The 24696-nt window shown below is 70.8% G+C and carries 21 protein-coding genes and 2 pseudogenes; 7 read left to right on the forward strand and 16 right to left on the reverse strand.

Translation table 11 applies throughout. The annotated features are described in order from the left end of the window. The first annotated feature begins 692 nt into the window (after nt 1-692). The gene (locus ACIBST_RS38055; RefSeq protein WP_397178418.1) at nt 693-1112 is read left to right on the forward strand and encodes a hypothetical protein; all 420 of its coding nucleotides are present in this window, start codon (nt 693-695) and stop codon (nt 1110-1112) included. Between the two features lie 114 nt (nt 1113-1226). Here ACIBST_RS38055 and ACIBST_RS38060 read toward each other — a convergent pair whose 3' ends face one another. Further along, entirely contained in the window at nt 1227-1709 is a 483-nt protein-coding gene (locus ACIBST_RS38060) for a GNAT family N-acetyltransferase (protein ID WP_397178419.1), read from the reverse strand. Between the two features lie 118 nt (nt 1710-1827). Between ACIBST_RS38060 and ACIBST_RS38065 the strand changes: the two genes are divergently transcribed. Beyond that, nucleotides 1828-2163: a hypothetical protein gene (locus tag ACIBST_RS38065; protein WP_397178420.1), complete on the forward strand. Its 336-nt coding sequence runs from the start codon at nt 1828-1830 to the stop codon at nt 2161-2163. A 29-nt stretch (nt 2164-2192) separates the two neighbouring features. Further along, nucleotides 2193-3236: an alpha/beta hydrolase family esterase gene (locus ACIBST_RS38070; RefSeq protein ID WP_397178421.1), complete on the forward strand. Its 1044-nt coding sequence runs from the start codon at nt 2193-2195 to the stop codon at nt 3234-3236. A 216-nt stretch (nt 3237-3452) separates the two neighbouring features. On the opposite strand, the gene ACIBST_RS38075 is transcribed toward ACIBST_RS38070, so the two are convergent. Continuing rightward, a complete protein-coding gene (locus ACIBST_RS38075) occupies nt 3453-4250 on the reverse strand; it encodes an MBL fold metallo-hydrolase (RefSeq protein ID WP_397178470.1) in 798 nt (265 codons plus the stop codon). Between the two features lie 590 nt (nt 4251-4840). Then, nucleotides 4841-5422, reverse strand: a complete 582-nt coding sequence (locus ACIBST_RS38080; RefSeq protein ID WP_397178422.1) for a TetR/AcrR family transcriptional regulator — start codon at nt 5420-5422, stop codon at nt 4841-4843. Between the two features lie 93 nt (nt 5423-5515). Here ACIBST_RS38080 and ACIBST_RS38085 point away from each other — a divergent pair, with 93 nt between their 5' ends. Continuing rightward, the gene (locus ACIBST_RS38085; RefSeq protein ID WP_397178423.1) at nt 5516-6124 is read left to right on the forward strand and encodes a CatB-related O-acetyltransferase; all 609 of its coding nucleotides are present in this window, start codon (nt 5516-5518) and stop codon (nt 6122-6124) included. 298 nt (nt 6125-6422) lie between these two features. Here ACIBST_RS38085 and ACIBST_RS38090 read toward each other — a convergent pair whose 3' ends face one another. From ACIBST_RS38090 to ACIBST_RS38115, 6 genes and pseudogenes are all read right to left on the reverse strand, one after another. After that, nucleotides 6423-7205: an endonuclease/exonuclease/phosphatase family protein gene (locus ACIBST_RS38090; protein ID WP_397178424.1), complete on the reverse strand. Its 783-nt coding sequence runs from the start codon at nt 7203-7205 to the stop codon at nt 6423-6425. A 204-nt stretch (nt 7206-7409) separates the two neighbouring features. Then, nucleotides 7410-7640 (reverse strand): annotated as a pseudogene (locus ACIBST_RS38095) (alpha/beta hydrolase); the annotation flags it as partial. A gap of 123 nt (nt 7641-7763) precedes the next feature. Continuing rightward, nucleotides 7764-8258 (reverse strand): hypothetical protein, encoded by a 495-nt coding sequence (locus ACIBST_RS38100; protein WP_397178425.1) that lies wholly within the window; start codon nt 8256-8258, stop codon nt 7764-7766. Nucleotides 8259-9012: 754 nt separating this feature from the next. Continuing rightward, on the reverse strand, nt 9013-9801 hold the full coding sequence (locus tag ACIBST_RS38105; RefSeq protein WP_397178426.1) for a hypothetical protein: 789 nt from the start codon (nt 9799-9801) through the stop codon (nt 9013-9015). 238 nt (nt 9802-10039) lie between these two features. Beyond that, nucleotides 10040-10603, reverse strand: coding sequence for an NADPH-dependent FMN reductase (locus tag ACIBST_RS38110; RefSeq protein ID WP_397178427.1), 564 nt, complete (start codon nt 10601-10603; stop codon nt 10040-10042). A gap of 66 nt (nt 10604-10669) precedes the next feature. Next, nucleotides 10670-11812: an FAD-dependent oxidoreductase gene (locus ACIBST_RS38115; RefSeq protein WP_397178428.1), complete on the reverse strand. Its 1143-nt coding sequence runs from the start codon at nt 11810-11812 to the stop codon at nt 10670-10672. A gap of 351 nt (nt 11813-12163) precedes the next feature. On the opposite strand from ACIBST_RS38115, the gene ACIBST_RS38120 reads away from it, so the two are divergent. Then, on the forward strand, nt 12164-13390 hold the full coding sequence (locus ACIBST_RS38120; RefSeq protein ID WP_397178429.1) for a TetR/AcrR family transcriptional regulator: 1227 nt from the start codon (nt 12164-12166) through the stop codon (nt 13388-13390). 90 nt (nt 13391-13480) lie between these two features. Here ACIBST_RS38120 and ACIBST_RS38125 read toward each other — a convergent pair whose 3' ends face one another. After that, complete coding sequence (locus ACIBST_RS38125) at nt 13481-13759, reverse strand: Tn3 family transposase (RefSeq protein WP_397178430.1); 279 nt, start codon at nt 13757-13759, stop codon at nt 13481-13483. Between the two features lie 292 nt (nt 13760-14051). Between ACIBST_RS38125 and ACIBST_RS38130 the strand changes: the two genes are divergently transcribed. After that, a complete protein-coding gene (locus ACIBST_RS38130) occupies nt 14052-14390 on the forward strand; it encodes an ATP-binding cassette domain-containing protein (protein ID WP_397178471.1) in 339 nt (112 codons plus the stop codon). 51 nt (nt 14391-14441) lie between these two features. Here the strand turns inward: ACIBST_RS38130 and ACIBST_RS38135 are convergent, their stop codons facing one another. The 5 genes and pseudogenes from ACIBST_RS38135 to ACIBST_RS38155 all read right to left on the reverse strand — a co-directional run bounded on the left by ACIBST_RS38135 (nt 14442) and on the right by ACIBST_RS38155 (nt 23426). After that, on the reverse strand, nt 14442-18461 hold the full coding sequence (locus tag ACIBST_RS38135; protein ID WP_397178431.1) for a S8 family serine peptidase: 4020 nt from the start codon (nt 18459-18461) through the stop codon (nt 14442-14444). Nucleotides 18462-18562: 101 nt separating this feature from the next. Beyond that, entirely contained in the window at nt 18563-18685 is a 123-nt protein-coding gene (locus ACIBST_RS38140; protein WP_364337215.1) for a hypothetical protein, read from the reverse strand. Nucleotides 18686-18744: 59 nt separating this feature from the next. Further along, nucleotides 18745-21648 carry an AAA family ATPase gene (locus tag ACIBST_RS38145; RefSeq protein ID WP_397178432.1) on the reverse strand — a complete coding sequence of 968 codons (2904 nt, stop codon included), beginning with the start codon at nt 21646-21648 and terminating at the stop codon, nt 18745-18747. A gap of 229 nt (nt 21649-21877) precedes the next feature. After that, nucleotides 21878-22738 (reverse strand): annotated as a pseudogene (locus ACIBST_RS38150) (IS5 family transposase). Nucleotides 22739-22883: 145 nt separating this feature from the next. Next, a complete protein-coding gene (locus ACIBST_RS38155) occupies nt 22884-23426 on the reverse strand; it encodes a dihydrofolate reductase family protein (RefSeq protein ID WP_397178433.1) in 543 nt (180 codons plus the stop codon). A gap of 139 nt (nt 23427-23565) precedes the next feature. Here ACIBST_RS38155 and ACIBST_RS38160 point away from each other — a divergent pair, with 139 nt between their 5' ends. Then, entirely contained in the window at nt 23566-24156 is a 591-nt protein-coding gene (locus ACIBST_RS38160; RefSeq protein WP_397178434.1) for a TetR/AcrR family transcriptional regulator, read from the forward strand. 5 nt (nt 24157-24161) lie between these two features. On the opposite strand, the gene ACIBST_RS38165 is transcribed toward ACIBST_RS38160, so the two are convergent. After that, complete coding sequence (locus tag ACIBST_RS38165) at nt 24162-24689, reverse strand: hypothetical protein (RefSeq protein ID WP_397178435.1); 528 nt, start codon at nt 24687-24689, stop codon at nt 24162-24164. Nucleotides 24690-24696: the final 7 nt, after the last annotated feature.

Below are 24696 nucleotides of genomic sequence, written 5' to 3' on the forward strand. Positions count from 1 at the left end.
CCCCGCTTGGCCGGCGCGTGAGGTGCCCGGATCCCTCGGGAAGATCGCGACATGCGCCGACGATACCTCCCTGCTCCACGCGGCCCCAGCGCGATCCACGGCCGCAGCCCCGAGGTGAATGCATACTCTCTCTACGGTTACCAAGGCGTCCGCTGTCTGCAGGCGGCATCTCCGATGGGCGCCCCGGCCTGCCCCGACGTTGGGCCGTCGACCGGTAGACGTGGCCGTATGAGTAGGCACACGCCATGGGGAGCGCCCGTGACGGCCTGGACCGTGATGCGCAGTCACGGGCCGGCGAGAACGGGGACCAGGAGGTCAGGCTGACGGTGCCGCCTGACGCCGGCACCCACGGGCGGCGATGATGCACCTTTGCATCTATGACGTACGTGGGGCCGCGGTGTCGTTGAAAGAGCCGGGCGGCCGAAGTTGGCCGATCGGCAGGCTTTGGTGGGTCGCCGTGGTGGGCTGGGGCCGATCGCCGCCCGATGGCCACACCGGGTGAGGTCCGGAGCATCATCGCCTCCCAGGGCGCCGGCGTGGCTCTCACCCCTGGTGTCGACGGCCGTCGTACCAGAGAGGTCCCCGCCGGCATGCACCAGCCGACGCGGGTCCCATGAGATTCGAGCTGCCGTCAGCCGTGGTGTCGATCTGAGCTCCTGGCCATGTCCTGAATGGTGGCGTACCGTGGCGACGTGACGACCGACAGTGATGCGTGGGACTCCAGCCACCAGCACAACCTGATTGATCTGGCCGACGATCTGGCCGAGCTGGACGCGGCGATGCTGGTGCAACTGGATCCGGTCGATCGGGCCCGCCAGGTGCGTGCCCGGGAGGCGCTGTGGGTGTACGCGGACGCCATGTGGGACGCGGTCAAGGCGACCAAACCCGGCGAGGGAAGCCCCGCGACGCGCAACCCCTACAACTGCGTGGCCGCGCTGCGCGACTTCGCCGGCGAGCTCCACGCCGCAGCGGTGCAGGCGCAGCAGGCGGCCGGCGACCCGGAGCCCGACGAAGACGGTCCGGGCGATGTGGACATGTGGGCGGAGCACCGGGCTGACCCAGGCTCCGGTCACCCTCGCTACACCCTGCCGGACCGGGCGCCCGATGCTTGAATGCCCTACTCGCCGGTAACCGTACAGTGCTCCAATTCTGAGTGATCGGGACTACCTGGCGGCTGGGCCTCGCTCGGGTGGAGGACGCCCGGTCAGCACGGACGACGAAGCTCCTCACCGATCGGCGAGGGGTGGCCGCCGTGCCGCCTTGTCGAGCCAGACCCGGTCGCGCAGTTCGATGCCGTCGATGACCAACCCGGCGGGGTAGCCGGTGGCGGGGGTGAAGGCGTCCCGCTCGATCGCCCGCATGCGGAATCCCTGCCGCTGGTAGAACCGCAGATTTCCGATGTCGGCCGCGGCAGTGGCGACCACCAGCGTCGTGCCGCCCTCCCCCGCGACGAGGTCGGTCGCGGCGCGGACGAGGCGCGTGCCGATCCCCTGGCCCTGAAGGTCCTCGCGGATCGCCATGTTCTTGATCTCCACCTCACACGGCCGTCCGGTGTCGATCAACTGCAGGTGCCCGACGATCTCCTCCCCGGACCGCGCCACCAGCACGCGGCCCAGGTCAAGATAGGAGTCCAGCTGCACCGGGGAGTCCTCGGCCAGCGCGAACAGGGGACGTAGCGCTTCGCGGGCGCCGGTGTACAGCTCTGTCATGTCTCGAGTGTCGCAAGCCGGCACCACGATCGGCTGCCGCCGTAAGCCCTTCGTAACAGCGCTGCTTGACGGTTGAGGGCAGCTTCGGGAGCAGGACGCCTATCTGCGCGACGGGGACATGCTGACCGTCAGGGCCGGTCGACCGGCTCGGCTCTTGGGAGGGCTCATCGTCCTGTTCCAGCGCGGCATCGCGGTCAAGGTGCTGGAGGGCATCGCGGCCGGCGAGCACACCGAGCGCTTGCTGATCCTCGACCTGTCCCTGGCGCTGTCGGAGGACCGGCGCCGCGACATCGTCCACAAGACCGAGAACAGCCTGGAGGCGGCCCTTCGCCGCGGCCGGGGCGGCGACCGCGGTCCTCGCACCCGATCGTTGATCTGGGTTTGCGGCCATCTCCTGGAGGACCGTTTGCGGAACGTCCGATTTGGGGTGACCGCAAGGCGGGGATCGCCATGAGCAACATGTCCGGCAGGAGAGGCGAGGAAATGAGCGCATCCAAGCTGACAGTCGCCGTCGTGGGGCTGGCGATCGGTGCGGCGGCTTGCTCCAGCGGTGCCCCGGCGGCGATGTTCCCGGCTCAGCCCAGCCCCACGGGCACCTCCGCCGACGACGCCGGACTCGACAAGGAACTGCTGGGCCCGAACCCGCCCCGGGCTCCTCGGTTGAGCGCGCCGGTGCAGAACCTCACGGTGAAGGTCGGCGGCATGACCCGCTCCTACGTCGCCTTCGTCCCCAAGGATCTGCCGAAGAACGCCCCGCTGCTGCTGGCCTTCCACGGCACAGGCATGAACGGCGAGCTCATGCGGGCCTACACCGGATACGAGTTCGACAAGCTCGCCGACTCCAACAAGTTCGTCGTCGTCTACCCCAGCGGATACGGACGGCACTGGAACGACTGCCGCAAGCAGGCCAAGTACCCCGCCCGCACCGAGAACGTCGACGACGTGGGATTCGTCCGCGCGATCATCGACAGGTACCGCGAGTCCAACGACATCGACCCGAACCGGATCTTCGCCATGGGCTACTCCAACGGCGGCCACATGACCTACCGCCTGGCCTCGGCGATGCCCGGCCAGATCAAGGCGATCTCAGCGGTCGCGGCGAACTTCCCCGCGCCGGACAACAACGTCTGCCCGGCGATCAAGAGCCCGATGCCCATGCTCATGATCACTGGCACCAAGGATCCGCTCGACCCGTACAACGGTGGCGACGCCGTCGTGGCCGGCACCTCCTACGGCAAGGTGCTGTCCTCCCCTGACACCGCGGCCCACTTCGCCGAGCTCAACGACAACACCGCGACACCGCAGGAAAGCAAGCTCCCTCACCAGGCCGGTTCCGGATCCACCTCGGTCTCCGTCAGAAGCTACGCACAGCCCGGCAGGCCCCCCGTCACCCAGTACACCGTCAACAACGGCGGCCACGTCGTCCCGAACCAGGTCTTCGAAGCCCCAAGCCAACTCGGCCCGACCACGCATGACCTCGACGCACCCCCGGTCATCTGGGACTTCTTCATGAAGAACAGCGGCTGACCGATCATCGACCTGGCCACTCCCACCTGGCCCCCGCCCACCGGAGCACCCCAGCCCGCATGGCGTCGGCGACGACCTGCCGGAGCGGAGCCCCGCACACAGCCGTGCCCCCCGCAGACCCGGACGGCCGGCCGAGGCACAGCAGAGCGGGAGGCGGGCTGGTTCCAGGCGGAGGATCCTCCGGCTGAGCCATCCGCTTCCCGCGGGTCCGAGGGGCTACCGCGTCGCCTGGAACTTGTAGCGGTCGCCGTGTGCCAGATAGTGGAACTTGACGGACGTCGAGGAGGCGGCGGCGGCCTCCTTGAAGTCGTCGAGCCCGGAGTGGAACACCGAGAAGTCGTTGTAGTGGATCGGGATCGCGGTTTGCGGCCTGACGATCTCCGCACAGTGGACCGCCTGGGCCCCGGTCATGGTCACCGTGGTCAGGAACAGCGTGGTCCCACCGCTGTGGAACATGCCCAGGTCGATGTCGGGGTAGTGGCGGGGGATGTCGTACAGCCGGTTGTGCAGCATGGTGTCGCCGCTGATGTAGAGCCGGAACAGCCGCTGGTCGCCGTCGTAGAAGTCCAGCAGGTGGCCGTTGACCGGCATGAGCATGTCCGCCATCTCGAAGTCGCTGGTGTGCTCGGCCGGCATGGCCGTCACCACGAGCCGGGCGTCACCTCGTTGAACCGTCTGACTCTCCCAGGTGTCGAGCGCGTGGCCGTTGGTGAAGCCCAGCGGGTGCAGTTCCTCGATGGCGTGCTTGGTGCTGACGACCGGGATGTCCTTGTCAAGATCCCGAGCCGCGACATGGTCGAAGTGGTCGGCGTGATAGTGCGACAGGACGATCAGGTCCAGCGGGGGCAGATCGGCGACCTGGCAGTCCGGCTCCATCTCGCGCCGGGCATAGATGCCGTGCCCGAGGTGGATATGGTCACCCTTGTGCAGAAACGCAGGGTCGGTCAGGATCGTGAACCCCGCGAACCGGCGCTCATACCCCCGAAAATCAGCACAGATACGGCGCTCCCCCAGACTTTCCGGCCCGGTCTACACGCGTGCATCCGCACCCACGTGCGCGACTTCCGGCAGCGCCCTTCCCCGCTGCCGGGAGCACCCCGGACCACCCCCTGAACAGGCCGGTAGCAGGTAGAAGCCAGGACGCTGGACACCGCGGGGGGCTTTGCTGCCCTTCCGCCGCAGGCCTGCTTCCACAACGGACGGCGCGACGTTCACCTGCGGCGGCGACCAGGTCGTTGATGACGTCCGTGTCCGCCTCCGTGGCCTGGAGGGGCCACAGGCGGCGGCCCGGCCGTCTGAACGGCGGTGGGCAGCGCTGGCCCGCCTGCTGACGCGTGGCCAGGAGCTGCAGGAGCTCGACCCCGAACCGGCGGTAGTCCTCGGCGACGGTGCCGGTGGCGGCGGCGATGCGCCGCTCAGGGGAAGCACAGCCTGACCCGGCCGACCCGAACGTGGCGCGCCCCAGGTTCGGGCAGCCGCGGCTGGCCCTGCTCCGGCCGCCGGTCACGTACCCGTTGATGGAGGTCGGGGAGTTCGGTCGCAAACGGCGGGCACCACGCGCCGGCCGGTCACGCCGCACTCGCCGCAGCCTGGTCGCGCCCGCGTCACGGGCGGGGCCTCATCCCGGCGAAGAGCGCATCGAGGATCCGGTCGACGTAGGCGTGGGTCAGCGGCTCCTGGGTGATCAGAAGCCGGAAGTACAGCGGGCCGGACAGGATCGCCATCGCCAGATCGAGATCGAAGCCGGGCGACAGCTGCCCCTGGTCGCGGGCCGCCCGCAGCCGGGCGACGGTCCTGTCCGCCTGCGGGGCGATGAAGCGCTCGTTGAGCGCGGCGGCGACCCGGCGGTCGTGCTGCGCCTCGCCGACCAGGGCCTGGAACAGGGCGCCGTACGACGGCCCGGTCAGCAGGTCCACGGCCGCGTAGATCTGCGCGCGCAAGTCGGCGGCCAGGTCACCGGTGTCGGGGTAGTCCAGTTCGCTCTCGTTCAGCGACAGCAGGGAGTCGAGCAGCAGGGCGCCCTTGGACGACCATCGGCGGTAGAGGGTCTGCTTGCTCGCGCCGGCGCTCGCCGCGACCGCCTCCATGCTGAGGTTGGCGTAGCCGATCTCCTGGCCGAGCTCCAGCGTCGTCCGCATGATGGCCTCGGTCCGGTCGGCGCCGCGGCGGTGGGGGGTGCGGGTCATGAGGCCACCTTATCGGTACGAAACGTTCCGTACTGATAACGAAAAGAGCGGATTGTGCTACCTGTTCCCGTCGGCCCCACAGTGGTGCGCCCGATGCCCGGCCAGCCGCGGGTGGTGCTGCTGAAACCCCTGGTCTCCTCACCGCTGATCGAGATCGGCGACTTCTCCTACTACGACGACCCGGACGACCCGACCGCCTTCGAGACCCGCAACGTGCTCTACCACTACGGGCCCGAGAAGCTGGTCATCGGCAAGTTCTGCGCGCTCGGCGAGGGGGTGCGGTTCATCATGAACGGCGCCAACCCCCGCATGGACGGCCCCTCGACGTTCCCCTTCCCGATCATGGGCGGCTCCTGGGCCGAGCACTTCGCCCTCGTCACCGGCCTGCCCGGCCGGGGCGACACGGTGGTGGGCCACGACGTCTGGCTCGGGTACCGGGCCATGGTGATGCCCGGCGTCCGCATCGGCCACGGCGCGATCATCGCCTCCGGCTCCGTCGCCGTGGACGACGTGCCCGACTACGGCATCGCCGGCGGCAACCCCGCCCGGCTCATCCGCCGCCGCCACAGCGACGCCGACGTCGACCGCCTGCTGGCCGTGGCCTGGTGGGACTGGCCGCTCCCGCTCATCACCGAACACGTCCGCACGATCATGTCGGGCAGCGTCGGCGACTTGGAGAAGGTGGCGGCCACGCAGGCGTGAGACCGCCCGTCCACCTTCCAGCACCTGATCTTCCAGCACCGGAATCGAGCCAGCAGCATCTCCGCTTCGTCCCACCCCGACCCGTTCACCGGCTGGCTGGGCGGCCAGGCCGTCCCGCTCACCCACCTTGGCGGTGACGCGCACAGCCGGGGTAGTGGACGGTCGTCCCCGGCGATGATCGAGAACCTGCCACCAGGTAGGCGCGTGGCAGGTTCGCGGCCCGCTGGGCACGCGCTGGTCAGGCTCGCGCTGAGGACGGGATGCCCTCCGGCACCGCGCGGGCCTGACCGGGCTCCCGCTACCGCGTCACCCAGGCGTGCAGCGGGACGTGATCGGACCACGTGCGCCTGGCGTGATCGACGAAGCACCTCCGTACGCGACCCTCGCCGGCGAACACGTAATCGATCTTCCGCTTGCGGGTCACGTAGGTCCAGCGCCGGCGCGGGTCGCACTCGTCGCGCCCCTTGTAGGCCGCGGCGGCGTCGCGCGGCACCAGGTTGAGATCGCCGCCGATCACGCCCCGGCCGAGCCTGAACAGCTCGCGCAACTGGATGTGCCGGTAGGGCCTGCCCTTCTGCCTGTCGTCGTAGCTCGATCCGGACGAGAAGTGCGCGGTGCAGAACGCCCGGTCGGCCGTGCAGACGGCGTACCTGCGGGCTCCCCACGGCGGCGAGGTCAGCGCGTGCGCGACGAGGCGGGTGTCCGCTCCGGCCACGGCCAGGGTGACGCTCAGCACCCCGCGCGGCCTACCGCTGGTGTCGGGAAGGCACTGGTACGGGGAGCCGTCCGGGTACACCAGCCCCGCCGACCCGACGCTCCACTCCCGGCCGGTACGGCGTTCGAGCTCGTGTTCCAGGTCGGCGTCCGCGCCCGTGCAGAACTCCTGGAGGAAGACCACATCCGCCTCGGTCGCCAGCACCGCCACGTGCCACGCCAGCTCGGCGTTCGAGCGGCGGAAGAGCGCGCACCCGGGATTGGTGCCCGCGCAGACGTTCCACGTCATCACGTGAACGAGAGGGGGCTGCGCCTGTACGGACAGGTACGGGAACAACAGCGCGGCGATCAAGAGCTGCCTGATCATCCGAGATCCCTCCACACATGATCGGAGCCATCAAGGACCGCTCAACCGGCAGGACAGCGGTCAACCGAAGTCCGATGCCTGCCCGATCAGTCCGATCCGGCTGGAAAAACCGCATTCGTCATTGTCCTGGCGGCGCGACCCGGAGGCCAGATCTGCGGGCGGCGCCGTGGTGCTCGTCCCCGGCCGACAGACCGGTGCCCGTGGTCACCCGGGGGGCGGGAGTCTCAGGCTCGTCAGGTAGCGGTTGACGTGGGCGGTGACGCAGCCGGTGTCGCCGTAGAGGTAGAGCATGTGGCCGTGCCCCTCGTACCGAACGCTGGACGAGCCCGGCACCGGCCGGACGACCTCCGCCACCTCGTCGTGGTCCGTCCAGCTGCCGACCCCCAGGAACGGCGGCAGGCCGCGGGCGGGCAGCGGCGCCGGCGGGTTGGTGACGGGCGCTGGCCAGCGGCCACCAGGCCCGCTGTCCGGCGAAGTCCGGCGACAGCACCGCCGCCCTCCCGAGCGCCTCGCGGTAGGCGGCGTGGCTGCCGTATCCCGCGCCGTCCAGGCATCGCGTCATGTTCTGCCCGGCGAGCGAGGGCACCTTGGGCTGCCCGACGACTGCCGCAGGTAGTCGGCGAACCCGTCGTGACGCAGGTGAGCGGCCAGGATGCGCTGAGCGGTCAGGCGGACCTGCCGTTCCTCCTGCGGATCGCGGCCCGTCGCCGGAGCGGAGATGCCGCCGACGGCGGCGCGCGGCACGGCGGGCCCGGCCGGATCTGCCCCCTCCGGCGGCGGCGTGCAGGGCATGCGCAGGTAGGAGCAGATGACGTTCACGATCGTCTGGCGCAGCGGGGGTGTCCTGGGCCAGGCGCTCCAGGGCGTAAAGGCCAGCGAGCCGGACCGGTGTGCCTTGTCGCTGCCGAGGTGGTCGGCGGCCTTGGTGTAGAGCTCCGTCACGCGACGCTCGGCGGCGTCGTGCGTGGTGTGCGTGGTGTGCGCGGTGTGCGCGGTGTGCGCGGTGGCCAACTCCTGGTGCCGGTGGCGGCGTACGGCCAGCAGGAGTGTCACCGCGGCGCCGACGCCGGCGCCGGCCGCCGGCGCGATCCGGACGGCCTCGATCTGGGCGGAGATCCGCTCGGGACCGGGCAGCGTGCCCAGATCCTGCAGCAGCCACCCTGGAGCTTTAGGACGTCAAGGCGTTCATCCCTACAGTCCGGGCCCGTGAACCAGGCCCCTGCCCGGCCGTCGAGGGTGCCTTCGCGCCCTCGACGAACTCGTCCGCACGGTCCTGGCCGACAAGAAGACCGCCGGCATCCCCACCACGCCGAAGCGGGCCCGCGAGCACGTCAGCGTCACGCTCGCGATGCTCGGCCGGTATGTGACATCCGAGCCGTACACGCCGGCCATGCCGGAGGAGCAGCCGCAGTTGGTGAGGCCGCACTGCCAGCATGACCAGGAGCGCGCCTTGGACGTGCGCCAGGACGGGTACGCGCACTTCGCGTGCAGCACGGCGCGGCCCGGCCCGACACGCTCATGGTCCGCACCCCGTCCGGCGGCGCCACCTACACTTCCCGGTCCCGCAGGACGGGCCGGTCATAGGGTCGACTACCGGCCGCAAACCCACGAGCGCCGCTCGAGCCCGGCATCGACACCCGCGGACGGTATTACCTTGGGTTCCTAGCGTGTTCTTGCAGGCCAGAGTGCGATGATCTTGTCAGGCGCGTAAGGCAGGCGAAACGGCGTTGAAGGCATGGTGAGTCGGGCCGGACGGGAGCGCCGGAACAGGGCCGGGCGGAGACGCCGGAGCAAGCGGGGAGGCGCGTCACCCCTCCCGGTACGCCGCGAGCCGTTCCAGGTCCTCCGGCGACAGCGGCTGCAGGAGCCCTGGGTGGTCCTGGGTGAACCTGTCCATGATCATTTTGATGCCTGTGACCGTGGCGATGATCTCGATCGACTGCAGGCCGGCGGCCACGTCCACGCCCGCGGGCACCTCGACCACCATGCTGTCGTCGCCCGGCAGCACGTCCTTGGGGCGGACGACGTTGGCGATCCGCGCGAAGGTGGAGCCCGCGCCGTGCACGTTGAGCAGGACGATCCCCGTCAGCGCCAGCCCGCCCAGCACGGTGATCAGGATGGTGCGGTCGGAGGCGTTGACCTTGATCTTGAAGTACGGGCCGAGCGACACCTCGACATTGGGCTGGACGTTGTTGCCCTGCGCCTGCAGGTTGACCTCGTCCTCACCGTTCGCGCCCGATCTGGGCGGTTTCTGGTCCCAAGGCGTGATGACGAGATCGTCGACATCGCCCAGCGAGTAGATGTTGAAGGCCTTGGTGAGGTCGAACTTGGTCCCCTCTGGTATCTGGATCGCGGACGGTTCGACCCTGGGGTCGCGTCCACCGGGGAAGTAGACCTGGGCGCCGGAGTCGGTCGACTGGTTGAGCACCCAGATATGGTTGTCGCGCGTGCTCACCCAGAAGACCACCTGGCCGATCGTGACGTTGGTTCCCGTGCCGACCGGCCCGAAGTGCACGAGTTCCTTACCGCCGACGAGAGATCCGGCGATCTTTCCGATGGTGGTCGCGACAGTCAGCGCGGCGTCGAGCCAGCCCATGACGTGTCCTTTCTCTGGGGTGACCCACCTAACATGAACCTCGTTTCGCCGCCCTGCAATGCCCAGCATCGAGGTCCGGAAGGTATCGGCCGACCATAATCAGCGCCAGGCGTCCCGGGCTGCGCCATTCCCTTTCGGCAGTGATGCGAGGCGCTTCACGCCGTGGTGTGAGGCACGATGTGGCGGTTGTTCCCGCCGCCCGCGGGAGCCGATGCCCGGGGCGGTGGGAAGGGCTGGGTCAGGCGGGGGTGCGGAGCGGGGCCAGGGCGGTGGACCAGGCGATGAGCTGGTCGAGGGTGGCGGTCAGCTGGGCGGTCTGGTGCTCGCCCGGGGTGAAGTCGGTGAAGCCGGTGAAGTCGTGGTGCATGCTGAGCGCGACCTGGGCGGAGACGTCGGCGACCTGCAGGGCGCCCAGCACGGGTCGCAGCGCCTCGACGGCTCGGACGCCGCCGTCGATGCCGTAGGAGACGAAGGCGGCCGCTTTGTTGTGCCATTCGGCGTGTACGCGGTCGAGGGCGTTCTTCAGCTTGCCAGGGGCGGAGTGGTTGTACTCGGGGGTGACGAACAGGAACCCGTCGTAACGGGCGACGGTCTCGGCCCAGGAGCGGGTGTGCTCGTGGGTGTAGCGGCCGGAGGCGGGCGGCGCCGGCTCGTCCAGGTCGGGCAGGTGGAACTCGGCGAGATCGACCAGCTCGAAGCGGGCGTCAGCGCGCTCGGCGGCGTGCTTCATCACCCACTCGGCCACAGTCGCACCGCGTCGGCCGGGACGGGTGCTGGCCAGAACGACGGCGATGGTGATCATGATGGGTCCTTTCAGATCAGGTGCGGGGGAACACGGGCGCCCGGGTCGGGGCCGCGGGAGGAGGAGTCAGGTCTGTGGCTGGTCGGCGAACATGCGCGCCAGCCGGGTGACGGGGTCGGGGCCGAACATCAGCTCCAGCGAGGCGGCCGACTCGGCGGCGGAGGCTTCGCTGCGCGGGAAGAGCGCCTTTTCGTAGGCGGCCAGCGCGGCCTCCATGTTGCCGCGGTGGTCGGCGATGGCCTGGCCGAGCTCGGCGCCGTCGAGCATGGCGAGGTTGGCGCCTTCACCGGCGAACGGGGACATCAGATGCGCGGCGTCTCCGAGCAGGGTGACGCCGGGTACGCGTGGCCAGGAGTGGCCGACGGGCAGAGCATGGATGTGGCGCGGTACGAGCGGGCCGTCGGCCTCGGTGATCAGCGTCTTGAAGGCGGTGTCCCAGTCGGTGAAGTGCGCCAGCAGCGCGGCCTTGGCGGCGGCGGGGTCGGTGAAGTCGATGCCGTCCAGCCAGTCGTGCCCGGTCCGCAGGGCACTGTAGACGTGCAGGCTGCCGTCGCTCTCCTGGTGGGCGAGGAAGCCGCGCTCGCCGTCCAGGGCGATGAAGAAGCCGCCGCCGATCAGTGCGGCGCTGCCGGGATGGCGGATGTCGGCCTCCAGCAGGTCGAGCTCGACGAAGGAGATGCCGGTGTAGGCGGGCCGGGCGGGTGAGAGCAGGGGCCGGATGCGGGACCAGGCGCCGTCGGCGCCGACCAGCAGGTCGGTGGTGATGGTGCTGCCGTCGGCGAAGCTCACCTCGTGGCGGCCGTCGCCGAACGCGCGGGCGCCGGTGGCCTTGGCGCTCCAGCGGATCGTGCCGTCCGGCAGGGAGTCGAGCAGTAGGTCGCGCAGCTGGCCGCGGTCGGCCTCGGGACGGTCGCCGGTGCCGTCGTCCTCCTCCTGAAGGGCGACGGCGGCGTCGCGGTCGAGCAGGCGCATGGCTTGCCCGCCGGGGTGGACGATCGCTCGGAACGGCTCGTACAGGCCTGCCGCGCGCAGCGCGACCTGCCCGGAGTCCTCATGGATGTCGAACATGCCGCCCTGGGTGCGGACGTGCCGATCGCTCTCCAGGTCGAACACGGTGGCGGGGATGCCGTGGGTGTGCAGGACGCGTGCCAGGGTCAGGCCGCTGAGTCCGGCGCCGATGATCGCGATGGGGTGGTGCGCGGTGGTCATGGTGGTACTTCCTTGGTGCAGAGGGCGGAAAGAGGGAGCGGGGACGTGCCGCGCCGGTCTCCCGGGCCGGCAGGGCCGGCCGGCGGCCGGGCACGAGGTGGTCACGGTGGGCCGGCCGCTCGCGGCGCGGCCGGCGGCTTGCCGGGCCCGCTGCGCAGCGGGACTTCCTTGATCAGCCAGGACAGGACCATCCGCATCGAACGCCCGGCCGGGGCGTGCGGGACGGCCGTGCGGCCATGGTCATCACTCCTCGATGAGCAGAACAAAGAACGAACACATTTGTGCATTCGCTCTGAAACTATAACGACTCTACTCAGGGAGTTGTTCCAGTCAATGCCGTAGACTGGCTGCATGACCGAGGCCACGGGGCGCAGGGAGCGCAAGAAAGCCCGCACCAGGCAGGCGATCGCCGACGCCGCGCTGAAGCTGTTCCTCGACCGCGGCTACGAGCAGGTCGCGATCAAAGACGTGGCCGAGGCCGCGGACGTGTCGATGAGCGGGTTGTTCAAGCACTTCCCGACCAAGGAATCCCTCGTCTTCGACGAAGAGGACGACGTGCAGGCAAGCCTGGTCGCCGCGGTTCGCGTCCGTCCCGAGGGCGTTTCGGTCTTGGAGGCCCTGCGTGACTGGCTGCTGAGCCACGCCTGCGGGGCGAGGGCCGCCCCCGATGCTGTCGCGTTCCTCGACCTCGTCGCCCGCACACCGGCTCTGAGCGACTACGCCCGCCGCATGTGGCTACGGCATGAAGAAGAGCTGGCCAAGGCCATCCGCCGGGCAGGGCCCGAGGCCCCCGGCGCCGCCGTCGCCGCCCGCGCGCTGGCCCGGTTCGTCCTGGACCGCACTCAGCCCTGGCGCCGCGACGACCCGCGCGCCGAGATCGACGCCGCCTTCACCCTGCTCGCCCACGGCTGGCCCGCACCCGAGCGGCGCGTGCCGCCGCACCATCCCCCGCAGGCTGCGCCCGCGACCCCGTCCCCACCGCCAGGGCTGCGCGAACGCAAGAAGGCCGCCACCCGGCAGGCCATCACCGCGACCGCTCTGGAGCTGTTCACCGCTCGCGGCTACGACGACGTCGGGGTTCGCGAGATCGCCGAGGTGGCCGGCACCTCGATCGCCACCCTGTTCGCCTACTTTCCCGACGGCAAGGCCAGCCTGGTCTTTCCCGGCAACCGGAGCGAGCACGTCGCCGCCGTGGTCCAGGCCGTGCACCTGCGGACGCCCGGCCAGAGCGTGCTGGAGGCGCTGCACGACCACATGGCCGGGCGCGGCCCGTTCGACCCCGCCCCTCCCCCCGACCAGCGACGCGCGCTCGACCTCATCCGGGCCACCCCGGAGCTGCGTGAATACGCGCTGCACTCCTGGACCCTGGCCCAGGAGGCGCTCACCGCCGCCATCGCCCGCGAGGCCGCGCTGCCGGCCGACGACCTGCTCGCCCGGCTCCTGGCCCGCTACGTCCTGCAGATCCCCGACCTGGCCAACACCATCGACGCCGAACCCCGCCACACGCTGGACGTCGTCGTCGGCCTGCTCGAACGGGGATGGCCCGACGTCCTCACGCCTGCACGCCCGCGCCGGTAGGCCATCGCCGGAATCCACCACACCCGTCCAAGGCTCCCCACTCGGGTTCGCACCACCAGCCCAACAGTAACTCTGCGTAATGTCTCTGGTTCAGTACGTAGTGGTCACGCGCATCGGCAGGGATTCCTTCTCGAGGACGTCCCGAAGTTGGCCGTGGACTACGTGGCGGGCCAGGTGAAGGCTGATCCAGCGCGCCAGGTTCGCCGCGCGCAGCGTCTCCTCCCGCACGTACCATTCGGCGGTCCAGGCCAGGATGTCGCAGGAGATCCCGCCGGCATCGGCCATGCGGGTCAGCCCGAAGTGATTCGCCCATTTGGCCGGGGTGAGCAGGTAGGCGGCCGGGTTGGCATACCGACGCGATCCGGGCACCCACCCTTCTCCCGCCCGCAGGACGTCCCGTAGCACCAGCAGCGTGCACAACTCCCAGTAGTGCCGGTAGGCGCTGGCATCGCCGCTCTTGGCCGCGGTATCCAGGTAGCCGCGCCAGCGGGCCGGTACGAAGGTGACCGGCGCGACCGCGGGACCTTGCGGGCGCCCGTGGCGTTCAGCTCCCGCAAGATCTCCACCGCCTTCAGCAGGTCAGCGGCGGCTCCAGCTGCTGGCGCGGATCGCCATCGTCTTCCAGGACGTCTATCTCTTCGACGGCACGATCGAGGAGAACGTGCTCCTGGGGCCGTCCCGGCGCAAGCCTCGCGGAGGTGCGGGCGGCGCGCTGCTGTCCGGTGGTGAGCGCCAGCGTGTCTCGATCGCGCGGGCCCTGCTGAAGGACGCGCCCGTCGTGCTGCTGGACGAGGTGACCTCGGCGCTGGACCCGGTCAACGAGGCGGCCGTCCACGAGGGCAATCGAGCGCCTGACGGCGGGGCGGACGGTGGTGATGGTGGCGCATCGGATGCGGACCGTCCGGCGCGCCGACCGCATCGTCTTCCTCGACGGCGGCCGGATCGTGGAGGAAGGCAGCCACGACCAGCGCGATCCCGGCGCCGGCGATCCCGCCCCTGATCCAAGAGCCCGGCCGGACGGTGGGAGTCCGGCCGGGCGATGGTCAGGTGGTCACTTGCGTAGGTTGAAGGCGCGGATGGTGGTCTGCTTGAGGGTGTTGCCCGCCTTGTCCCAGGCTTCGACCTTGAGAGTCACTGCGCCCTTGGTGGCACCGAGGGCGGGGTAGCGGGCCGTGGCGGTGTAGGTGCCGTCCCCGTCGCGCTTGACGGGGACGGGGGTGTAGGTGGCGCCGTCGTCGGTGCTGGCCCACAATCTCAGGCCGGCGATGTCCGGCATCTTCGACGGGGACGGTGCGTGGTAGGGGGCGACGGTGAAGGTGTGTGACCGCCCGGCGCGCACGCTGTTGGTGACGTCCAGGGTGTCGCCCAGGTCGTAGCTGACGAACACGACCGGGGCCGGCTTGCAAGGCTTCGCCGTGCCGTACAGCACATCGAGCGAGCAGAAGGAGCCGGGCAGGCGCTGAGCCGTCACCGGGGTGTTGAAGACCCACTCGACGTCGTGCCGGTCGTTCTTGGCGGTCAGGCGGTAGCTGCCGGAGTCCTTCGGCAGGGCGAAGACCGGCAGGATGGTGGAGCCGCTGACCGAGGCGCGCGGGATCTCCTTGCCGTCCCGGTAGAGGCGGACGTCGAAGCCCGGCTTGGACAGGTCGGGCGTCGGCCAGTAGTCGCCGTTGTGCTTCCTGCTGCCGGGCGAGCCGTAGCTGGGCTCGAACTCCGCCCAGAGCTTGTCGCCCTGCACGCACATCAGGCAGCGCAGGTGCGCGCCGAGGTTGGCGCCCGGCTTGGCGAGCTCGTAGACCTTGTCCGAGCCGGTCGCGACGCCTGGCGTGAACGGCGTGGTCATCCACGACTGCCGGACGCGGACCGGTTCGTCGAACACCTCCAGGGCCCACTGCGGGATCCGGGCGTCCGTGGGCCCGCCGCGCTGCTCTTCCATGCCGTGCGACCACAGGAGGCCGGAGTCGAGCGGCCCGACCCAGTCCTGGCGTTCCTGCAGGGTGAGCCGGGGGCCGCCCCACCCGCTGAGCCCGGTCGACAGCGGGATGACGTCGTCGGCCTTCTGCGCGTAACGCCAGTCGTTGTAGCGGTTGGGGGCGACGACGTGGGTGTCCAGGTCGATCCTGGCCAGGTCGCGCTCGCGGAAGGTGTAGTGCAGGGAGCGGGACACCCGGCCCTCTTCGTAGGGGGCGAAGGTGTAGCTGTAGGGCGTCTCCTCGGTGCCGGTCACCCGGACAGTGACCTGCCTGCCGCCCGCGAGCCGGTCGCGCAGGCCGAGGGCCTCGCGGGAGGGCAGGGACACCGTCGGGATGCCGATCGGCTTGGCCTGTCCGGTGAACGGGGTCTGCGTGAAGCTCAGCGGGATCGCGCATCCCGTCCCGGGCTTGGGGAAGTGCGCGATGGCGGCAGCGCCGGCGTCGCGGATCGGGCCGATCCGCTCGATCTGGACTCCGCACGCGTCGCCGAACGTGTTCTGCGACATCGGCGCCTCCAGCAGGACGAGCTTGCCGCGCAGGTCGCGGCCGGCGAGCTCCTCGGACCTGCCCTCCCCGACGTCCACGAGCTCCAGGTCATGGGTGCCGGTGAAGGGCCGGAAGTCGGGGAAGCCGTCGCTCTGCTCGTGCACCCCGAAGGTGTTGTAGCCGTGCAGCGCCGAGGCCGGGCTCAAGGGGAGCCGGTCCCGCCCGCGCACGCTCATGGCGACCTCGGCCTTGCCGAGGGTGAAGCGGGTGTGGAAGCGGAAGGAGCCCTTGGTGACCTTCTCCGTGGGCAGCGCCCACACCCGGGTCCATGAGTCCTTGGGCCACACGAACCCCATGAACGGGGTTCCGCTGACCGTTGTCCGCTGGTAGGCCAGGTAGGGGAAGTTGCTCAACGGCTCGGCCGGCTGCGGGGTGGTGAAGCGGATCTCCGCCAGCTTCCTGGCGTCGAGCGTGATCTCGGTGTCCCCGGTGACGGTGAACTCCGGCACGGACAGCACCGCCAGGTTGCCCCGGTCGTCGTCGCCGACCCACTCGATGAGCTGCGTCACGCTGATGACGCTCTGCGGCACGCGGACGACCGTGGTGCCCTCGGCGATCAAGCCGACCCCGCCGATGAAGCCCTTGCCGCCGGTGATGTCGATGGTGTCCTGGGCCCACGGGCTGCGCGGCTTGCCGTCGCGGCCCAGGGTGTGGATCGTCAGGGTGGCCTTGGGCACCTCGCGGACGACGCCCACGGCGGTGCGCAACTGGACGCCCTCGGCGGTCGCGGTGACGACGCCGGTGTAGTTGTCCAGGTCGGGCAGGGCCTTGGGATCGATGGTGGCGGCAGTGGCGGCGGCGCCTCCGGCGGGGAGGGTGAGGGTTGTCGCGGCGATGCTCAGCCCGCTCTCCACCGCCCGGCCGTCCGACCTGCGCAGTTCGGCGGTGAGCTTCAGGGTGATCGGCTCGCTGCCGCCGTTGGTGTAGGTCAGCTCCCTGGTGATGGGCTCGGCGCCGCTCTCGACCGCGCCGAAGTCGATCCCTCCGGTGGTGGCGAAGACCCGCTGGGCGTACGCCCTGGCCACGTCGATGCGGCCGGCGCCCTGCTTGTAGACGCTGAGCGCGTCGTCCTTCGCGGTCGACATGAGCGCGGCCTTGATCTGCGGGCCCGTCCAGTCCGGGTGCAGCTGCGCCATGATCGCGGCGGCTCCGGCGACGTGCGGGGTGGCCATGGAGGTGCCGTTCGCGGCCGTGTAGTGCTCGTCGATCGGGTTCCCCATGCTGGTGCCGGCGGCGCGCGCCGCGGTGATGGCCACGCCCGGGGCGGCGATGTCCGGCTTGAGGCCGCCGCCGACGCGCGGTCCCTGGCTGGAGAAGGCCGCCCACGCGTCGCTCTTGTCCACGGCGGCCACGGTCAGCGCGGCGTCGGCCGTGCCGGGGGTGGCGACCGTCTCGGCGCCCGCCGCGCCCGTGTTGCCCGCGGCGATCACGAACAGGGCGCCTGAGGACGCGCTGAGCGTGTCGACCGCCTGGCTCATCGGGTCGGTGCCGTCGGTGGCCCCGCCGCCGAGGCTCATGCTGATCACCTTGGCGCCGGAGGCCGCGGCCCACTCCATGCCCTCGATGATCTGGGAGTCGCTGCCTGTCCCCTCATCGGTCAGCACCTTGCCGACGATCAGCCGGACGCCGGGGGCGACGCCCTTGTGCTTGCCGCCGTCCGCCGCACCGGAGCCGGCAATGGTGGAGGCGACGTGGGTGCCGTGGCCGTGGCCGTCCCGCACCTGCTGGCCGGGGATGAAGGACTTGCTGTCGGTGATCCGGCCGGCCAGGTCGGGGTGTGCCGCATCGACGCCGGTGTCGAGGACGGCGACCTTCACACCGGCGCCGTCGTGGCCGCCGGCCCACGCCTGCGGAGCGCCGATCATCGGGACGCTCTCGGCGAGGTCGGCCTTGACCTTGCCGTCCAGCCACACCTTGGCGATGCCGCCGCGCAGAGTGTCCGGCACGTTGGCCAGGCCGACGATCCCGTTGGCGCCCTTGGTCTCCGGCACGGCTCGCACCGCGTTCCAGAACGCGCCCGCCTCGGCCTTGGTGACCTGGATCGCCGAGGCGTTCACGCTTTCCAGCGTGAGCACGGGCTCGCCGGCCGGGATGGCCGCGGCCGCCGTGGCGACGGCCTGGTCGGTGTGCCGTTCTGGGTACTGCACGATGACGGGCAGCTGCTTGGACTTGTCGTCGGCGTAGCCGTTCTCGGCCAGATAGGTGACGTTGAACAGCTCCCGGTCCAGGCGGCCGGAGTTGATGGCGGGCACGGCGTCGCCCGGGGTGACGTACACGCCCTTGGGGGTGGCGAGCGCGGACAGCCGGGCGGTGGTGCCGTCGGGGCGGGCGTGCGCCTCTGGGCGCACGGTGTACTTGCCGCCGCCCGCGTCGCCGAGCCGTACCCGGTCGCCGGTGATCAGGGTGATCGTATGGTCGCCCGGGCCCAGCCCGGTCAGCGCGACCGGGCCGGTGACCTGACCCGGCGTGTGACCCGGCGTGGGAGCGGGTTCCTCGGCGAGGGCGGGGGTGCCGGGCACCGTGAGGGCGCCGAGCGCCAGAGCCGAGACCACGAGCAGTGCGCTCGTGCGGCGCGGCCTGAGGGAGGGGGGATCATGCGGTGATCTGCGTGGGAACATGCGGAACTGCCCTTTCGGGTGCAGAGGGGGGAAGATCAGACGGGCTCGAACCCTTCGGGGGCGTCGTCAAGGGGTTCGATGACCGGCTTCTCCGGCGGTCCTTCCCGCGCTGGGACGGCGTCGCCCTGTTCGCCGTCGGTGGAGTCGGTTTCGGACATGCCATAAGCCTCGTGCGCACCGCCGGTGAGGACTATGGGTAGGGCACCCCATTCGCGGCTCACGGACGGGGTGGGTCACTACGGGGGTGCTCCAGGCCGAGGTGCGCGCCGAGGGCGGCGCGGGAGCGCAGTCCGAGCTTGCGCAACGCGGCGCCGAGGTGCTTCTCCACCGTCCGGGGGGAGACGAACAGCTGCTGGCCGATCTCCCGGTTGGTCAGGCCCGCGGCGGCCATGTCGGCTATTTCGCGTTCCCGGGGAGACAGGTCCGCACCGTAACCCTGCGGGCCGCCGGGAAAGCGGCCCTTGACCGTCACCCCGTGCCTGCGGGCGAGCTGCGCGGCACGGTCGAGATCCCATCGGGCCGACAGGCCCCGGAACGTCGCCATCGCCTCCTGCAGCGGCTCTCCCCCTCCGGCGCACCCGGCGGCGAACAGGCGCCCGGCCGCCAGCTCGCGCGCCTGGGCCGCCTCGTACGGCGCGCCCAGCAGGTCGTAACCGGCCGCCGCCGCGCGGAAGTCCGCCGCCGCGGCCTCGTCCCCGGTCGTGAGATGAGCGCGTGCGTGGGCCAGCGCCGGGGCGGCCATCGGCGCGTCGAGGTCGCCGAGCCGTGCCGACAGCCGGGCCACCAGCGCGAGCGCCTCATCCTGCCGGTCGGCGGCCGCCATCGCCTCGGCGAGCGCGGGCAGCGCGCGAACCGCCAGCGGCCAGAGCCCCTTGATCTCCCACACGGCGACCGCCGCCTCGGTCGCCGCGAGCGCGGCCCCGGCCTCGCCGTTCGCCGTGGACAGCCGCAGGAACCCGGCCACCGACAGCGGAAGCAGCTCATAGGCGCCCATGACCAGGGCGTTGCCGGCGACGTCGGGGAGCTCACGCCGGGCGGTGTCGAGCGCGCCGCGCGCCAGCGCCAGGCAGGCCGCGACGGTCTCGGCGCCGAGACGGTCGAACGGGCGGCCGCCGTACTCCTCGAGCAGGAGCGCGGTCTCCTCCTCCAGGCCGTCCCACCGGCCTTGGCAGCAGGCCAGCAAGAGCGCGACCAGGCGGCAGCGCGCCAGCGGCTCGCGCGAGGACTCCTCGCCGGCCGCCTCCCGCATCGCCGCGGTCAGCAGGGTGGCGGCGACTTCGTAGTTCCCTGCGAGACAGGCGTTCTCCGCGATGGATCGGTAGGCGCCCACCTCCTGCCGGTGCCGTGGCCGGCCGCCGGTCCTGCGGCGCACCTCCCTGGTCAGTTCCAGCCAGCGGGGGTCGCCGTACCCGCCCAGCGAGGTCGCGATCTTGCCGAGGATGAACACCTCCTCGACCGGGTTGCCGATCGTCGGCACCACCGCCAGCGCCCGCTCCAGCCACACGATGTGCTCGGCCAGCGGCACCCGCGCGTCCATCGGCCGGCCGAGCGCCGCCATGACCCATGCCGCGAGCTCGGGCTGGCCGGCGAGGTCGTCGACGGCGGCGGTGAAGGCGCGGCGCTGCGCGCCGGGGTCCTCGCCGAGTCTTTCCTGGAGCAATCCGATGAGAAAGTGCAGCTGTCCGCGTAGCGGGCCCGGTTGCTCCGACTCCAGCGCCTGCGACAGCAGGTCGATGACCTTCGGCGGGCGCAGCACCTGGGGGGCGGCCCATCCCAGCCGTACCGCCAGGCGGCTTCGGCGTTCCGGGGCGAGGGGCGCGTGGCGCAGGACGTCCTCCAGAATGCGGACTGCCTCGGCGTCGTCGCCGAGGTGCGAGGCCTGTTCCGCTGCCTGTTCGGCGGCCTCCACCCAGTCGGCCAGCCGTCCGGCCCGGCGCAGGTGGTGGGCCTCCTGACCGAGCGGCACCGGCTTCAGGGCCCGCACGGCCGCGGCGGCCCGCGCGTGCAGCTCCTGTCGCCGGCCGAGCGGGATCGCCCCGTACACCGCCTGGGCGGTGAGTACGTGCCGGAACGCCACCGTTCCGGCCTGCTCGACCAGCAGGCCGGAGACCAGCAGCTCGTCCGCCCCCGCCACGGTGTCGGCCCTGGTCAGCCTGCTTACCGCGGCCAGTTCCTCCAGCCGCACCGGCACATGCAGCACCGCCGCCGCCTCCGCGACGACCCGCGCGACCTCGGGCAGCCGTGCCACCCGTTCACGCACCGAGTCGCGTACGCCCGGCGGCACGTCGAGCTCGGCCACCGCCTTGCGCGCCCACCGCCCGCTGCGCAGCCTGATCAGCGCGCCGCGCGCCCGCAGCAGCGCCATCAACTCCTGGACGGCCAGCGGTAACCCCGACGAAAGCTCATGCAGGTGCGCGCCGAAGTCCGCGGTGACGCCCGCCTCGCCCAGTATCGCCGCGGCCATCGCGCCGGTCTGCGCGGCGTCCAGGGCCTTCAACAGGATGTGATCGTGGAAGACCGGGTCCGCGGGACGCCCGGTCACCTCCCGGACCGAGCCGCCCGCCTCCTCCCCCCGGTAGGCGAGCACGAGCGACATCTCCGGCAGCGGGACCGCCAGCGCGTAGGCGAGGAATTCGATCGTCTGCTCGTCGGCCCAGTGCAGATCCTCCACCACCAGGACGACGGGGCCGAGCGCCCGCAGCACCTCGGCCAGGCCGCGGAACAGCTGGTGACGTTCGGCGGCCCGGTCGTCCAGGGGCTTCAGCGCAGGCGGCAGCACGGATTCCAGTTCGGGCAGCAGAGCGCGCAGCGCGCCCGCGACCGGCGACAGTTCGGCGCGCGCCAGCGCGTCGCCGGTGCCGCGCAGCGCCTCGATCAGGGGGCCCAGGGGGAACGGTTCCCGGATGCGCCGGGCACCCCCGCGCAGCAGCAGTCTGCCGGCCATCACGGGCAGCGCCGCCAGCTCGGCCAACAGCCTGCTCTTGCCGATACCGGCCTCGCCTTCGAGCACGACCACCGCGGGCGGCCGGCTCACTGCGGCGACCAGACGGCGAAGCTCCTCCTCGCGTCCGATGAGGATCGGGGAGATCACCCGTCCCGCGGCCGTGTCGCCGTCCGCCATCGAGACCGCCTCCGCTCACCTGGTCCGTGCCTTGCGTGATGAATCACCGCAGTTGCGATCATTCATACAGCAAGCGCCCATGAAGGCTCATGTGCCCCAGGCGAACGTCCCTGCGTCCTGGTTCTCTCCCACCTTGTCCCGCACCTGCGCAGCCGGCAGCCGATCGATGTGCACCCGCGGCTTCGCCGGCTCGCCGCGCAGGTGGCCGGTTTCGAGGCCATGCTGCAGATCAAGGGTTGGAAGCCGGGAGGTCGAAGCGATGGTCGCTGACGAGCGCGGGCACGGTGGTCGTCACTTCCAGCACCCGGCGGACCAGAGCTCGCACCTCGGGCATTTGACGCGGCGCGCGCGAGCCGGCCAGGTGGCAGGCAGCCCAGCGGATGACGGCCTCGGAGATCTTCGGGTCTCGTTCGTAGTCGCGGGCCAGACGGCGACAGGCGGTCAGCCAAGCCAGCGTCCTCTCCACCACTGATCAGCGGGCTTGCGGACGATCTCCAACGTTGTACGCAGGGTGTCGCGGGCCCAGTCCACCAGCCGGCCGGCGAACCCCTGGTCGGCGAAGACGTGCCGGATCGGGGTCGTCAGATACGCCGACAGCAAGGCGGTCTTGGCGCCGTCACGGTCCTGGCCGGCTCGCCGCCCTCACCGCGACGGTGACCAGCAGGCCGGTGGTGTCGGTGATGATGAACCGCTTGCGGCCGTCGACCTTCTTACCGGCGTCATAGCCGCGGCTGTCACGCCCGACGGTGTCGGCGCCCTTGACGCTCTGGGAGTCGATGATGCCCGCGGACGGCTCGTCGTCGCGGCCGTCCTGGCGGCGGGCCTTGATGCGCAGCTCGCGCAGCGGGGCCTCGGTCACGCCGGCCTGCTCCCACTGCCGGAAGTACCGGTACACGGTCTGCCAGGGAGGCAGGTCAGTGGGCAGGTACCGCCACGGGCAGGCGGAACGGACCACGTACAGGACGGCGTTGACGATCTCCCGGCGCGGGCGCGTCTCCGGGCGGCCGCCGCTGTCGGGCTCGGGAAGCAGAGGCGCGATGAGGTCCCATTGGGCGTCGGTCAGGTCCGAGGGGTAGCGCTGCGGGGGCATTCGGCCACCTTGGCCGCCCACGAGCCGGCCGTCATGCTGCCACGCCGTGCAACGCTCTGAACTGATGCGATGGGGCCGGTGGCGCTGCTGACCGTTGCCGCCTGGCACCGCGGCTCCCGATAGCTCGCAGGACCTGCAACTCTGGCTAACGGAGGACTCGGTAGCGAAGATGAGCCTCACTCGCGAAGGCTGATGTATCGAGGCGCTCAAGCTCGATGTGCCGCCCGAGGCCGGCGAACAGCGAGATGCCGTCGCCGAGCAGGACCGGCGCAACGTCCAGGTGGAGCTCGTCGACGAGACCCAGCCGCAGGCACTGTCGTGCGATGCTTCCTCCGAGCAGGCTGACCCAGCGGTCCCCGGCCGCTTGCGTGGCCAGCCTGACGGCCTCCTTGATGTCGTCGACGACGAAGTTGTACGTGATGCCGTCGCGCTCGATCGGCTCATGGGCGCTGTGGGTCATCAGGTAGACCGGGACCTTCAGCATGCCGCCATACGGGATCTCGCCGTCCTCGATGGTCTGGGTCTTGTTCGCGCCGCCGACCACCGCGCCGATCCGGCTCATCACCGTCTCGACGACGGCGTCATCCTCGGGAGCGGAGGGCCGGCCGAACATCCAGTCGACCCCGCCGTCCTCCTTTGCCAGGAACCCGTCAAGAGTGATGGTCGCGTGGACGATCACGGTAGCCATAAGCCGCCCCTATCTCCGAGAGGTGAGTCGATCGACTCACCTCTATTAACCTAATCGTGTTCGTAATGGTGAGTCAAGGAACTCGCCTCAATGAGATGCTGAACGGATGACACAGGGACGCTCCTCGTACCACCGTGCGGTGGCCGCGACCAATCGCGAGGCGATCCTCGGCGCCGCCGCGCAGCTCTTCCTGGAGTTCGGGTACGACCGCACGCCACTGGCACGTGTCGCCGAGCGCGCAGGGGTGTCCAAGGCAACGCTCTTCAAGCAGTTCCCGACCAAGGCCGAGCTCTTCGAGGCAACGGTGCTCGCGGCAGGCGGATCGCCGGCTCCGGAGCCGGTCGAGATCCCAACCGGGGACCTCTACGCGGGCTTGGTGGTGCTGGGTCGCGCGTATGCGGAACTGTTGACTCGCCCTCGCATGGTCGCCCTGATGCGAACCGTGATCGCCGAATCGCACCACTTCCCCGAACTGCGCGAGCGGACCTTCGACTTCGGCACGCTGCCCGTGCTGCAGGCGCTGGGGCGCTATCTGCGGGAGGCACACTCCGCGGGAAGCGCCGACATCGATGATCCGGATCTGGCATCCGCACAGTTCCTCGGCATGATCGCGTCCGCGATCTTCTGGCCGCGCCTCACGCACGGTACGTGGTCGATCACCAAGGAAGAGCAGTTGCGAGCGGTCGACGAAGCAGCCCGGACGATCGCCGCGCGCTTCGCAACTCCCTGACGTGATCATCCGCGTTCGGGGCAGTGCCCAGCCTCAGGCTGCTGCCGAAGGATCTGGCGTTCGCCGCGGTGGACACGATGGGCGGGCGCGCCAAGATCACCGGTGCACAGGTCGGCCGCACGTGCCCACTCGCGTGCGGGGGATGTTCGATGGCCGACGGTGAATAGCCAGAACCAAGCCCACCGGCTGGCAAGTCGAGGTGTGGAACAGAGCATGGCGAAGAAGACGAGCGCCCAGGAGGCGGCGATCCACCAGCCGCCGGGAATGTCGAAGGGCCAGCCAGGAAAGACGCCGCGCCGGGAGGACTCCACCTGCTCCCGCACCAAGAACGACGGAACAAGCACGCGGCTCATGTCGGCCATGAGGCGCGCGGTCGTGTACGGCCCTTCGAGGTCGGCCATCCCGCCCTCCGCCTGGCGCCAGACCAGCGGGGATTCCGACCACCGCAGGGACACCAGTTCGCCGGAGTCGGCGGCCCGGCAGTTCACCCGGTCGACCTCCCCGGCCAGCACCACATCGCGGAACTGCTCCATCGTCCGC

The organism is Nonomuraea sp. NPDC049684, assembly GCF_044465345.1.
GTDB lineage: Bacteria > Actinomycetota > Actinomycetes > Streptosporangiales > Streptosporangiaceae > Nonomuraea.